Annotated in this window: 11 protein-coding genes and 1 tRNA gene; 7 read left to right on the plus strand and 5 right to left on the minus strand. The window is 32.6% G+C overall.

The annotated features are described in order from the left end of the window. Window positions 1–15 precede the first annotated feature (15 nt). The 7 genes from greA to MTQ00_RS18960 all read left to right on the plus strand — a co-directional run bounded on the left by greA (window position 16) and on the right by MTQ00_RS18960 (window position 5957). Complete coding sequence (gene greA, locus MTQ00_RS18930) at window positions 16–486, plus strand: transcription elongation factor GreA (protein WP_172284257.1); 471 nt, start codon at window positions 16–18, stop codon at window positions 484–486. 49 nt (window positions 487–535) lie between these two features. After that, the gene (locus tag MTQ00_RS18935) at window positions 536–925 is read left to right on the plus strand and encodes an HIT family protein (protein ID WP_172284255.1); all 390 of its coding nucleotides are present in this window, start codon (window positions 536–538) and stop codon (window positions 923–925) included. 66 nt (window positions 926–991) lie between these two features. Further along, entirely contained in the window at window positions 992–2179 is a 1188-nt protein-coding gene (gene clpX / locus MTQ00_RS18940; protein WP_172284253.1) for an ATP-dependent Clp protease ATP-binding subunit ClpX, read from the plus strand. 78 nt (window positions 2180–2257) lie between these two features. Beyond that, window positions 2258–4261, plus strand: a complete 2004-nt coding sequence (locus tag MTQ00_RS18945; protein ID WP_172284252.1) for a T9SS type A sorting domain-containing protein — start codon at window positions 2258–2260, stop codon at window positions 4259–4261. 5 nt (window positions 4262–4266) lie between these two features. Next, on the plus strand, window positions 4267–4491 hold the full coding sequence (locus MTQ00_RS18950; RefSeq protein ID WP_172284250.1) for a signal peptidase: 225 nt from the start codon (window positions 4267–4269) through the stop codon (window positions 4489–4491). Window positions 4492–4552: 61 nt separating this feature from the next. Continuing rightward, window positions 4553–5839 carry a TlpA family protein disulfide reductase gene (locus MTQ00_RS18955; protein ID WP_273650642.1) on the plus strand — a complete coding sequence of 429 codons (1287 nt, stop codon included), beginning with the start codon at window positions 4553–4555 and terminating at the stop codon, window positions 5837–5839. 44 nt (window positions 5840–5883) lie between these two features. Further along, a tRNA-Met gene (locus MTQ00_RS18960) sits at window positions 5884–5957 on the plus strand. A 314-nt stretch (window positions 5958–6271) separates the two neighbouring features. Here the strand turns inward: MTQ00_RS18960 and MTQ00_RS18965 are convergent. From MTQ00_RS18965 to MTQ00_RS18985, 5 genes are all read right to left on the minus strand, one after another. After that, entirely contained in the window at window positions 6272–7570 is a 1299-nt protein-coding gene (locus tag MTQ00_RS18965; protein WP_172284246.1) for an HlyD family secretion protein, read from the minus strand. Window positions 7571–7641: 71 nt separating this feature from the next. Next, the gene (locus MTQ00_RS18970) at window positions 7642–7845 is read right to left on the minus strand and encodes a hypothetical protein (protein WP_172284243.1); all 204 of its coding nucleotides are present in this window, start codon (window positions 7843–7845) and stop codon (window positions 7642–7644) included. Between the two features lie 49 nt (window positions 7846–7894). Further along, window positions 7895–10087 (minus strand): peptidase domain-containing ABC transporter, encoded by a 2193-nt coding sequence (locus MTQ00_RS18975; RefSeq protein ID WP_273650643.1) that lies wholly within the window; start codon window positions 10085–10087, stop codon window positions 7895–7897. A gap of 352 nt (window positions 10088–10439) precedes the next feature. Next, window positions 10440–11945, minus strand: a complete 1506-nt coding sequence (locus MTQ00_RS18980; protein WP_273650644.1) for a vitamin K epoxide reductase family protein — start codon at window positions 11943–11945, stop codon at window positions 10440–10442. Window positions 11946–12131: 186 nt separating this feature from the next. Continuing rightward, window positions 12132–13379 carry an erythromycin esterase family protein gene (locus MTQ00_RS18985; RefSeq protein WP_273650645.1) on the minus strand — a complete coding sequence of 416 codons (1248 nt, stop codon included), beginning with the start codon at window positions 13377–13379 and terminating at the stop codon, window positions 12132–12134. Window positions 13380–13437: the final 58 nt, after the last annotated feature.

Genomic DNA, 13437 nt, shown 5'->3' on the forward strand with positions numbered 1-13437 from the left:
TAAATTTTGAAAATTATGGCAAGCTATGTTACAAAGGAGGGGTTAGATAAAATGAAAGCTGAGCTTGAGCAGTTGGAAACTGTAGAAAGACCTAAAATTACTCAACAGATTGCAGAAGCTAGAGACAAAGGTGATTTGTCTGAAAATGCAGAATATGATGCGGCAAAAGAAGCTCAGGGGATGCTTGAAATGAGAATTTCTAAACTGAAAGATGTTATTTCAGGGTCTAAAATAATAGATGAAAGTCAGCTAGATACTTCAAAAGTTTCCATTTTAACAACTGTGAAACTAAAAAATAATGCAACGCAACAACAACAGATATTTACTTTAGTTCCTGATAATGAGAGCGACCTTAAAAGCGGCAAGATCTCTGTAAATACACCTATTGCAAAAGGTTTGCTAGGTAAAGTTGTGGGAGAGACCGCAGAGATTGTTTTGCCGAACGGAAATAAATTATCTTTTGAAGTACTTGAAATTACCCTGTAAGGATAAATTTATACATGTATAATTCTCTGAAGTAAATTTTTTGATGCATATGAGTACTATATTCACAAAAATCATTAATGGCGAAATTCCTTCCTACAAAATAGCAGAGGATGAAAATTTTGTTGCGTTTTTAGATGCAATGCCTTTAGTTAAAGGACATACATTAATAGTCCCTAAAAAAGAAGTGGATCTGATCTTTGATCTGGAAAGCGAGGAGTATAAAAACCTTTGGGGATTTTCACAAAAGGTTGCCAAGCAGATTAAAAAAGCAATTCCTTGTATTAGAGTAGGGATTGCAGTGGTAGGCCTGGAAGTTCCTCATGCACATATTCATTTAATACCACTCAATACAGTGGAAGATATGAATTTTAAAAATGAGAGACTGAAATTAACGGATGAAGAGTATACCGAAATTCAAAAATCAATTATTAATTCTTAAAAAATCAAGAAATCGTAAAAAAGAAATTTTTTACGATTTTCTTTAACATATATTTATATAAATAGTATGAATTCAAACCAATGTTCTTTTTGTGGCAGAAAAAGAAATGAAGTGCAGATGCTTATTTCTGGTCAGAATGGCTTTATCTGTGAAAACTGTATAGAACAAGCTCATGCGATAGTAAAAGACAGTGCTACTAAAACTGAATTTTCACCTGCGGAAAATATAGATACGCTAAAAAAGCCAAAGGAGATTAAAGAGTTCCTTAACCAATATGTGATCGGACAGGATCAGGCAAAAAAACAGCTTTCGATTGCTGTATACAATCATTATAAAAGATTGCTTCATGCACAGGATGAAAATAGAGAAGTAGAGCTTGAAAAGTCCAATATTATCATGATCGGTGAAACAGGAACCGGAAAAACTTTGCTGGCCAAGACTATAGCAAGAGAACTTAATGTTCCTTTTTGTATAGTAGATGCTACGATTTTAACCGAGGCCGGATATGTAGGAGAAGACGTTGAAAGTATTCTTTCAAGACTTCTTATGGTTGCAGATTATGATGTGGAAAAAGCTGAAAAAGGAATTGTATTTATTGACGAAATAGACAAGATTGCCAGAAAATCTGATAATCCAAGTATTACCAGAGATGTTTCTGGGGAAGGTGTTCAGCAGGGGCTTTTAAAATTGCTTGAGGGAAGTATTGTAAATGTTCCACCACAAGGAGGAAGAAAACATCCGGATCAGAAATATATCCAGGTTAATACCCAAAACATACTATTTATTGCTGGTGGTGCTTTTGATGGTATAAAGGAAATTATCGAGAGAAGAATGAACAAACAGGCAATAGGTTTCAGTGCTGAAAAGATAAATAATGTAGATGAGGATGAATATGTATTAACAAATATTAATGCAATAGATCTTCGTTCTTTCGGATTAATTCCCGAACTTTTGGGAAGATTTCCAATCATTACATACCTCGAAAAATTAACAAAAGAAACGATGGTACGTATCATGAAAGAGCCCAAAAATTCAATCGTCAATCAGTTTATTGAGCTTTTTAAAATGGATGGCACAGAATTGGTATTTACGGATGGTGCTATTGAAAAGATCGTGGAGGAAACCCTTGATAAAGGATTGGGAGCCAGAGGACTTAGAGGAACTACCGAAAAAGTCTTGGAAGACTACATGTTTGCAATAGGTGAGGAAAAGAAAATAGTATTAACTGAAGATAATATTATTGTTAATAAATAAAAATAATTTTTTTATTATGAAAAAAATCATACCTTTGCGGGTGAGATTGTATTATAACACACACAAATAATTTATACAATGAGAAAAAGTTTATTTGCTATAGGTCTTTTAGCAATTAGTTATTCTGTTCAGGCGCAGATATTATGTCACGTAGACGCTAATGCTAATATGTATGTAAGTAAAGGTACCCTAGTTTATAGCGGGGGAGGTTTACAAATGAAAGCTAATGGTACTATAGAAAACCATGGAAACTTTATGGTTTCTGGTACAGCAACTGATCTTGTCAAGACGATTGATGCGTCAAATGCTGATAAGACAGAAGCAAACGGCGGAGGTAATTTTATTAACAAACTTAATGAGCCTACGGCTTATGCATCTGTTAATACCAATAGCTCTACTGCTACTCCCGTTTATACTTACGGACAATTATTCATCACAGGTATTCCACAAGCAAACATTACTGGAATTGTAGATCAGGAATTCAGACAAGTTCGTCAGGGTGATTATCAACAAATTGGGATGCCGTTCTATTTTAAAACTCCAGCTACTTTAAATGCTGAATTTGGTAAAACATTCACCACAGTAAGAAAATCAAAGAATGATATCCTGTATTGGAATAACAATACGGTACAGTTTGTTCATTTATCACCGATCAATGGTATTTACAAGTTTGGTGATGCAGCACCTACCTATTCTTATTGGGCATTAGGTGGAGCCGGCTTAGATGTTAGTTCTATTACACGTACCGTAAAAGGGCGACCTGTGAGTGATATTGCAACAGGAGTTATTGGAACTAGTGTTACATTACAAAATGCTGGAGCTGGAATCAACTTTGGGGCAGGTGGAAATAATCTAAATTCATTTAGAGAAAAATACAATACCTATGCATATGACCCATTCGAAATTCCTTCAGGTGGAGCATTGTGGACAGGTAATTATGCTAGAAACATGTATCAATTTGGTAATCCATTCCTAACCAACCTTGACTTATCAAAAATTGCATATAACGAACCGGCTGCTAATGGTGACGGAGTAAACCTTAGTAATATATATGGTGTAGTACTTGATGTTTCCGGGGTTGTAAATAATCAAGGTGGAACAACTACCGGAGGTTATAAATCGGTTACGTTTAATGCTGGTGTTCCAACAGGGGATGTTGATTATTTGATGATCAGACCATTTGGAACTTTTACGATTAAGCTTAATAACAATAATAATACGGATGTTCTAAACTTTGGCAATCTTAGGAGGTTTAATTATTATAGCAGAGCAGCGAATACTGATTATAATGTTAATGCAAGCAGAAGTGCTGCAGGTAGCATGAGTCAAGGCACTGTAAAGCAATTAGGAATTATTGCTCTTGATGCTAATGGTGTAGAAATTGGTAAAACTTATTATGTGGTTTATCCAAATGCAACTACTGGACATTCAGCAGCTGCTAAAACACAGTATGCTGCATCAACAGCAGATGTTGTGGGTACTTTTGAAGAAAATAAGGCTGGAGGTTATGATAATGATTATACTTCAAAGTATTGGTTACGTATCAATGAAGCCAATGAAAATGATTTTAAAGGAAAAAATGTGATGTTAGCAACTTACAGTTCTAATATAAAATCTTTTAAATTTGAAATTAGAGAGAATGCTGAATTGGTAAGTAAGGGGACACACCAATTATCTTCAGGTACAGGTTTCTATTACAAAGCTCCAAACGGAGAAGTAACTGAAGCAAAACAAGGAGATATAATTCCTGCCAAAGGAACTGAGTACAGTTTATATTATGGTGCACCTGAGGCCTCAACAGCAAGAAATCTTGCAATGGATGGAGCAGCAGTGAAGCCTTCATCAAGAACTAAAGTAGTTTATAACCCGGATATTACAAATTATATTGTAAGATTTGATCCGGATTGGAAGAAAGCAGATATTGAAGTTTATGATATGAGTGGTAAACTGGTAATCTCTAAAAAAGCAGTAAATACTTCTGCAGATTTTGTAATTGAATTAAACAATTCTATTAAAAACTCTTATGTAGTAAAAATTGTTTCAGATAAGGGAGAAACTGTTAACACTAAAATCTTAAAATAAAATATATGAAAGCTTTAAATAAACTATTATATAGTCTTTTTATTTTTGTTTTTTGTGTATTGAATGCACAAGGAACGGGCCCTGGAGGACAACCTCCTGAGCCAGGTGGACCTCCTACTGGCCCCGGTGGAGATTCAGTGCCAATTGATATGTATATTTATTTACTATCAATAGTCGCAGTAGCATTTATTGTATTTTTTACAAGAAAATATAAGGGTCAAAAAATATAAAAATTTAATTAAAATATTGAAAACTCTCTGATTAATCAGAGAGTTTTTTTATTTTTACATTATGAAAAAGATATTTGTATTATCAGCAGTTTTATCTGCTTTTTCTTTACAGGCACAATTCACAATTACCGTTCAGGCACCGGCTGATTTTAAAGATCAAGATGCAATTCTATATACATTAAATGGTTCCAAAGATGTTATTTTTACAAAAGAGCAGAGTAAGAATAATGTATGGACTTTTAAATATCCGCAGAACTATGTTGGTATGATGAAAATGTATTTTCCTACTACCAATAATACATTCAATTTCATATCAGAAAATAAGAATGTAAACATTAAATTAGATACTCAGGGTAATAAGATTAAAGATATTATTTACCAGGATGAGTCGAATAGTTTAATGAGTAAACAACAAGAAGGTTCTCAGAAAAAAGAGCTTATATTACCGGCATTAGCACAGATTAAAGAATACTATAAAGATAATACAGATTTTGGAAAAGCTCTGAAAGCAGAAATATCAAGATTATCAGGAGGCCTTGGAGAAGTGAACTCCACGGACCATCCGTTTATTTATTACTATAATACAAACTATAGTAAATTTTTAACTAATGACCCTAATAAAAAGGTATCACAGGAAGAAATAATCAATTTTATTGATAAGTCTAATGATATGCTTGAGACATCATCATTGTTGAGACCTGTATTGGTATCTTATCTTAATTCTGGTGGAAACAGCAATGTTGGAGCTTCTGTAGATAAATTACTTGATCGGTTAAAGGTGGAAACACCACGGGGTCAAACGGTATTATCCGAATTGATTGACATTTTTGATGTGTATGAAATGGCTGATTTAAAGAAAAAATATCTTGATCAGGCTAAAGATCTCAAATGTACGATTACAGACAGGTTAGCATCAACGCTTAAGGCAAATGCCAATGTACAGATTGGTGCAACTTTTCCTAATTATAAATTCCAGGCTCCGGTTAATACAAATGCCAAGTCTATTTATGATGTAAAAGCAGATAAGAAAATCATTGTTTTCTGGTCTTCCACATGCTCTCATTGTGAAACTGAATTGCCAAAACTTTTGGAGAAATATAATGATTTAAAAGCGAAGAATGTTCAGGTAATTGGGCTTTCTTTGGATGTAGATAAAGACTCTTACAATAAAAGAATTACCGCGTTTCCTTGGATTAATGATTCCGAGCTAAGAGGATGGAATAGTAGTTATAGTGAAACTTATAATATTCATGCAACTCCGACTTATTTTATTTTAGATGCTAACAATAAGATAATCAATAAACCAGACCATGTTGCCGATGTTTTGGAGTTTTTTAAGCTAAAATAATTTTGGAGGTTTAGAAATATTTTATATATTTGCACCACCAAAAAGGCGAGGTAGCTCAGTTGGTTAGAGCGCAGGATTCATAACCCTGAGGTCACGGGTTCAATTCCCGTCTTCGCTACTATAGAAAGGAAAAGTAAATTATTACTTTTCCTTTTTTGTTTTAAAAGATGATACCCATTAATATTTATTCTCATTCTTGGTTCCGAATCTCCGTAGTTTTCTTAGAATAAATCTCAATTAAGCCGTATAAAAAGAATTTTGTAAGCGTTTATATATAAAATGTTTTTATGAACTAGTTATGGCTAAATAACACAATTGACGTGCATATGATTATGTGATAAACATTACTATTGATATGTGATTACTATTGTAAGATTATATAAAAACCCACAACTATTAGTTGTGGGTTTTATATATTGTGATTTGGCTCTATTAGCTTTGATATCCCAATAGTTTTCTGATTTGATAGAAAAATCTTTCAATGAGTCTTAGATCCTGAGTAACAATATCAGCATTACCTCTAAGCTCTTTATCAAATGTGAGATTTCTGTTATATGATGTTTTTAAGCCTTTAGGAAGTAGAACATCTACGTAGTAATTTCCCTTTTCATCGGCAGAGAGAGAGATATTCTGTACTTTACCTTCTACAATACCATACTCCTGAAACCTGTAATTATCCAGTTTGATCAAAACCTTTTCTCCGGGAGCAATTTTTCCAGAGTTAGTAGGAGGGACATACATTCTTCCAACTAAATTCTCTTTATTCCGAGGTAATATAGATAAGATCGCATCCCCTGTTTTTACAAATTGGTTTTCTCCAAAGAATTGCTGAAAGCTGGCAATACCATCTGTAGAAGAAATAACAAGGAAGTTCTGCTCCCACTGTTTCATCGATTTTCTTAATTGCTCAAACAATTGCAGGCATTGTGAAGAGTAATTAATTTTATCCTTTTCCGTATTGATAGCAGTCCCGCTTTTAGTTTTGTTAAGGTTGGATATTGCTTCTTCCATTTGAGATAAAGAAATGGTAATATTTTCCAGATTTTGTTGAGCCTGGATGTATTTTATTTTTTCCCCTTCAAGTTCTACGGAAGCGATGACTCCCTGGTTAAAAAGTTCCTGTGATCTTTGATAGCTTTTTTTTGTAAGCTCATATTTAGCTTGTTCAAGTTTCTTTTGTTGTTTTGTCGTGGCAATCCTTACCCTGTATTCAGAAATACTTTGGTTAGCAGCAAGATTTTCAGGAGCGTAGGGCTGAAGTCTTGTAAATAATTCCTGATCCTGAAATGCTTTTGCAAAATTGTTATAATCTCCCTGAAGCTCTCCTAATTTATAATGAGACGTTTCATTTATAGGAAAGGAAGCTAAGTGAGTAGGAGAAAGAGAGTCGATGATTTTTTTCAGAGCAAGAACATCTTTATAATTGGCAGCAGACTGCATAACCATAAGGACATCATTTTTCTTAACCTCCTGATGGTCCTTGATAAAAATTTTTTCAATTTTAGAATTTGTTCTGGCCTCTAATTTTTCAGGTGGGTTTTGGGAAGTAACCACAATAGGAGCTGACACAAACTCAGGATATTTTATTATATAACTCATAATTAAAATGAGGATAAGGATAATAAATATGATGGTGTTTCCCCAGCGTATCATCCAATGGGGCGGTCTTGTAAGAATATCCTGAACACTTTCCGAACGAAGCTCTATATTATCTAAAATTTCTTTTTCCATATTAAAATAAACAATTGAAAATAAAAATCCTCAAATAGAGGATTTTGCTTTAATCTCTATAATGCTAAAAATTATAGGGGTAAATTATAATCACATTTGGGATCATTTCCCATTTCAACACCTGGAATTACTCCTCCCGGGCAATATCTGTTGCATGCATTCCACACTTTATCATTTCCTATAATGCAAAAACAATTGCATGGGTATGCAGGAATTGGGCCTGCACCATTTACTTCTTTTAAAACTTGTCTTTTGATTTTTTTTAAATTGTTCATAATTAATATTTTATGGGATTAGTATAGTGAAGTTAATAAAAAACACAGATTAATTTCCTAATTCAAGCTGATTTTTTACGAGTCTGTAATATTCCCCCTTCAGAGCAACAAGCTCAGTATGGCTTCCTTCTTCCACTACCTTTCCTTTATCTAAAACAATAATCTTATCTGCATGCTTTACGGTGGAGAGTCTATGAGCAATGACAATGGCTGTTTTACCTTTGAAAAACTGTTCAAGATTTTCCATAATTACTTTTTCATTGTTTGCATCCAATGCGGAAGTTGCTTCATCAAAGAAAATGTATTCCGGGGATTTATAAACTGCCCTTGCGATGAAGAGCCTTTGCTTTTGTCCACCACTTACGCCCACACCTTCATTTCCTATTTTGGTATTATAGCTTAGTGGAAGTTCTTCAATAAACTCTTTTATATTCGCTATTTCTACTGCTTTCCGTAGCTTCTTTTTATCAATATGATCTTCACCTATCGCGATATTATTAGCAATGGTATCATTGAAGATATAGCCTTCTTGCATAACAACACCACAATGATCCCTCCAGAATCTGGGTGAAACATTTGTTAGTTTTGTGTTACCAATTTTAATATCTCCCTGATTGGGTTCATAAAATTTCATTAACAGTTTGAGCAAAGTTGTTTTACCGCTTCCACTGGCTCCCACAATTGCTGTTGTTTTTTGATATGGAATACTCAGATTAAGATTTTCAAACACATAAGAATCCGAGCCTATATATCTGAATGAAAGATTTTCTATGTCAATATCCTTTTGAGGAAGGTCTGAAACATATTGTTCATCTTTATTCTCTTCGTCCTCTTTATCATGTATTTCTCCTAGTCTTTCAAGGGAAATTTTAGCATCCTGGGTTTGTTTGATAAAATCAATGAGCTGTAAAAGGGGACTGTTAAGCTGGCCTATGATATACTGTACAGAAAGCATCATCCCTAACGTGAGGTTTCCATCTAAAACCAGTTTAGCGGAAAGAAAGCTTACCAGAATATCCTTCATCTGATTAATAAAGTTACCTCCTACAGATTGCCATTGTTCTAGAGAAAGAGATTTGATCCTAATTTTAAACAGCTTAACCTGAAGGAATTCCCAATCCCAACGTTTCTGTTTCTCTGCATTATGCATTTTTATCTCCTGCATTCCATTGATCAGTTCGATAACTTTACTTTGTTCCTGAGAAACCTGGGAAAATCTTTTATAATCCAGCTCTTTTCTTTTGCCTAAAAAGAATGTGATCCATCCAATATATAAGATAGCTCCCACGAGGTAAACAATAAACAGTCTGTAATCATAAAGAAGTAATACTATACTGAAGATAATTAGGTTAACAAGTGAAAATAACGTGTTAAGTGATGAATTGGTCAGAAGCTGCTCAATTCGATGATGGTCATTAATTCTCTGCATAATATCTCCTGTCATTCTTGTATCAAAGAAACTGATAGGGAGTTTCATAAGTTTGATAAAGAAATCCGAAATAATAGAGATGTTGATTCTTGCAGAAAGGTGAAGTAAAATCCAGCTTCGAATAACTTCAATTCCCATCCTTCCTATAAAAAGCATGATTTGTGCAAGTAAGACCAGGTAAATAAAATGCAGATCCTGGTTTTGTATTCCCACATCTACGATACTCTGAGTAAGAAAAGGGAATAAAAGGGATAATAAACTTCCTGCCAGTAATCCTACGGCAAGCTGAATAACCAAAGACTTATATTTAAATAAATATTTAGAAAGAAAGGAAAAACTAGCCTTACTTTCCTGATCATCAAATTCTGTTTGAAAGAAAGCTGGAGTTGTTTCCAGGATAAGAACAATTCCTTCCTCTGTATTTTCAGTGGCATTTTCACCAATCCATAATTTGATAAACTCGTCTTTATTGTAGGTGATGAGTCCATAACTTGGATCAGAAATATATACTTTATTATTTTTATCAACTTTATAGACTACGACAAAGTGATTCTTATTCCAATGTACTATACATGGAAAAGGAACTTCTTCAACAAAAGTATTAAAGTCCACCTGAACTCCTAATGAACGGAATCCTAAATCCTCAGCAGCATCACTCAGCCCTAATAAACTACTTCCTTCACGTGTAGTTTCAGAAAGGCTGCGGATTTGTTGTAACGATATACTTTTACCATAATGTTTGCTGACTATTCTAAGACATGTAGGACCACAGTCTTTAGCGTCAGGTTGCCTGTAAAAAGGAAATTTCTTCAAAATTCAAAATCATTTAAAAATGCCGTCATATTTTGACGACATTTTTTATTAATATTTTTTATACTAATTGTCATTATTTCTAGTAATTGCCGTCCATCAGTAAACATCTTTTGGACATTATTACCCTGCAAATTTCTGAAGGACAATAATCAGAATATAACACAAGTCTTCCGTTGGATAATGGTCTGCTGATTAAAGATTCTATTTGAATGCTTTTAGGATTCTGATGTGAAAAAAGTGGTATGTTTTTCATGCTATTAGTTTTCGATCAGTGTAAGCACTGTGATGACTTGTATAATGATGGTTATTTTTTTCCTAAATTAGTGAAATTTGTTAAATTATTGTAATTATTTTAAATTTCATCATCCTCAATTAATTCATCAATGAAATAATGAATATCCTCACGATCATATTTGTCAGGAAACTGAAATCCGTTAATAATTAAAATAGGAGTAAAGCTTAATCCCGCATTTAGATTTTCTTTTGACATCTCGTTTAATGAATTAAGATCCTCTAATTGGCCATTAGTACCTGCCAGATCTCTGATTTGTTTCTCATCTTTATTTTCAAACCAGGTTTCTACTATTTTTAAAAACTCACTTTCATGCTTGTTCTTATAGATACTCATAAAATCTGATAGGAGGCCTGTTGCTTTTTCGTTGGATTTTTCTGCAAAATAATTGAATCTTATCTGGGCAGAAATTTCATTCGGATATTTTTTTAAAAGGCTTTCTAAAATTTCATGTGCTCCCTTGCAAAAACCACAATAAGGATTTGAAACCACTGAAATATGGATTTTTGCATCTTTATTTCCCAGTGAAAAAGTTTCATTATCACTGAAAGTAATTTTTTCCTTATCTAAAAGCTCTCTTTTAAATAGATCATAATTTCTTTTAAATCTTAAATTTTTTGCATTCGACTTTTGAAGAGATTCCTTATCTGTAAGCAAAGTATTGAAATAAGAAACGGCAAAAAAAGTAATTCCCCATAATAATATGCTTAAAATGGCAATATTTGCATTGAAGTAAGAGTTTTCAAAAAAGAATAATGTTAAAATAAGTTGAGCTACAAGAACTGAAATGATTAATAGGCAAACTCTACAAAAAGTTTTTTCTACAAAAGCCTGAACATATAGTGAATAACCAATGGCAATAAGGGAAACAATGGTAAAGCCCTTTATTACATAACTTGTTGCAGGCAAAAATAATCCCAATACTGTAATTCCAACAAAATAGATTAAGGAGAAATCAGAAAATTTCAATCCCAGAATACTTGTTTTATCTTCATTAATAATTTTATTACAAGAATTCTTAATCTGATTTGCTGATGTATCACCACAAATGCTACCAATTACTGCTGATGTATTCCCAAATTTTTGATTAAAAATTTCCAGTGAAATATAGACTCCCACTAATGATAAGAAATTAAAGAGGATTTCAAACCATGAAAAATTCAGAATGGAATATAAAAGGATTACGGCAAGAATTGCATATATGAAAGGTCTGTAATTTGATATTTTTTGTTCTGCATTTTCTGTTTTCTCAAATAACAAAACAAAATTGGTCGCATTTTTGTGAAGTTCATCTTTATTTAATGTCTTTGATTTATCAGAATAAACGGAATATTGAGTTCCCGTTTTCTTAACCAAAGAGAAAGAATTATCTACAATTGCAATAAATTCTTCAGGAAGTTCATCCCAATATTCTTTATCCAATTCATAAGCATCATTTCTTACACCCAAAAAGTTGAGCGTATCACTAAAAGCAAGTGCTGAAGGGTAATTGGGATGCGAATTAAACTGGAAAATGAATTCCTGCTTATCAAGTTTTAAGTAGTTGATTAGTTTATCTAAGGTCATGTTAATTTTTTTATCTAAAATACAAAGATGTTTTAATAAAACAAATATTTCTTCCTTTATAGGTGACTTAAGACTGATTTTTGAATTTCGTTGCTTGTTATGTGTTAATAGAGATTTAGTAAATTATTGTTAATCATTTATATATGCTAAAATGGAGATTTGCTGAATTTTTGCAAGATGACATATTTAAAGGGTATGTACAGCTGCGGATGTGTTTTTGATAAAAATAATGCCATCAAAGAAGTCACTAATATTAACGTCTTTAGTATAGGAGTCTTCCCTTTCAGGACCATAACCAATAAACTTCATTTTCAGAAGCTTCTTCAGATTAGAGTTTTGATGTAAATCGATGAAGAACATAGTGTCTTTGTTTTGTGAGAAATAATATTCCCATGATTTCTCTACGATAGGGTTAAGGGTATAGGATTTAAAACTATTGTTTTTTGTGTCAATTCTATCAAGTGTTGCACTATAAGTTCCCTTAGCGGTTAAAGTTCCCAATGCATAATATTTATCACCGTAATGTTGCTTTAGGTATCCTCCCATAGCTAGATCTGTAATATTATAAGGAAATTGAAAAGAAATGTGCGCAGAATGTGCCCATATGATGACTTTCTTTTTTTCTTCCTGAATTTTTGAAATCATATTTGCCATTAATTCATCTCTTGATTTTTCCTCTGTCTTCTTCTTTGCTGCATAAAAAGTTGAAAAAGCGTAGGTACAATTGGCAAGGGCTAATTCTAATGAAGACTTAGAGGATTTCATTGTATTTTGCTTTGTAAATGCATCAATTTTTTGTGTAAGTTCATATCCTTCATTCCCATTTTCTATGAGAGTATTCATATCAATCTTAAAATTTTTGTCATTTTGTTTATTCCAGATAGAATCCTGGATATTTCCAATTTCTTTTAGCCTTAAAAGATCCTTATTTATATCTTCATTATTTGATCCAAGTTGTTGCTGCAGAATTTTAATTGCATTAGATACATAATTAAAATCAGCTCCATACAAAGTAATTTTATCTGAATGTTTTTGATTGTAAAGTCTAATCCATGTAAGGAAATTTTTAACTTCGTCTGTTTGCCATATGGATAAAAGATTATTCTGCATCACAGTAGACAAAGGAACTTCAGAATTTAATTCCTGATTAAGGAAATAAGTATCGCCGAATGCATTTTCAAAAATTATTGTTTTATAACCTTTATTGACAAGTTCCTTTATTAATGCTATTCTAACATCATTAAATTCTTTAGTGCCATGTGTTCCTTCCCCTAAACCAATAATACTTTTTGTATCAAAGGCATTTATTACTTGTTTCAGGTTTTTCCCTGTTTCCATATTTATAGAAGTATGTTTGTATTCCTGTGATTTTATAGTGGAATTATTAATCCATATAAATAGGAGGATATAAACCACTTTAAGTCTACTTAGCATAATATTTTTGTTTATTTCCATTTCAAAAGTATTTGTATAAATAAAGATAATTTCATCA

Origin of the sequence: Chryseobacterium sp. B21-037 (genome assembly GCF_028570785.1) — a bacterium.
Taxonomy (GTDB): domain Bacteria; phylum Bacteroidota; class Bacteroidia; order Flavobacteriales; family Weeksellaceae; genus Chryseobacterium; species Chryseobacterium proteolyticum.

Bases quoted from the DNA above. Each gene is read 5' to 3' on its own strand.
- greA (WP_172284257.1), top strand. From the start codon at position 16: ATGGCAAGCTATGTTACAAAGGAGGGGTTAGATAAAATGAAAGCTGAG.
- MTQ00_RS18935 (WP_172284255.1), top strand. From the start codon at position 536: ATGAGTACTATATTCACAAAAATCATTAATGGCGAAATTCCTTCCTAC.
- clpX (WP_172284253.1), top strand. From the start codon at position 992: ATGAATTCAAACCAATGTTCTTTTTGTGGCAGAAAAAGAAATGAAGTG.
- MTQ00_RS18945 (WP_172284252.1), top strand. From the start codon at position 2,258: ATGAGAAAAAGTTTATTTGCTATAGGTCTTTTAGCAATTAGTTATTCT.
- MTQ00_RS18950 (WP_172284250.1), top strand. From the start codon at position 4,267: ATGAAAGCTTTAAATAAACTATTATATAGTCTTTTTATTTTTGTTTTT.
- MTQ00_RS18955 (WP_273650642.1), top strand. From the start codon at position 4,553: ATGAAAAAGATATTTGTATTATCAGCAGTTTTATCTGCTTTTTCTTTA.
- MTQ00_RS18965 (WP_172284246.1), bottom strand. From the start codon at position 7,570: ATGGAAAAAGAAATTTTAGATAATATAGAGCTTCGTTCGGAAAGTGTT.
- MTQ00_RS18970 (WP_172284243.1), bottom strand. From the start codon at position 7,845: ATGAACAATTTAAAAAAAATCAAAAGACAAGTTTTAAAAGAAGTAAAT.
- MTQ00_RS18980 (WP_273650644.1), bottom strand. From the start codon at position 11,945: ATGACCTTAGATAAACTAATCAACTACTTAAAACTTGATAAGCAGGAA.
- MTQ00_RS18985 (WP_273650645.1), bottom strand. From the start codon at position 13,379: ATGCTAAGTAGACTTAAAGTGGTTTATATCCTCCTATTTATATGGATT.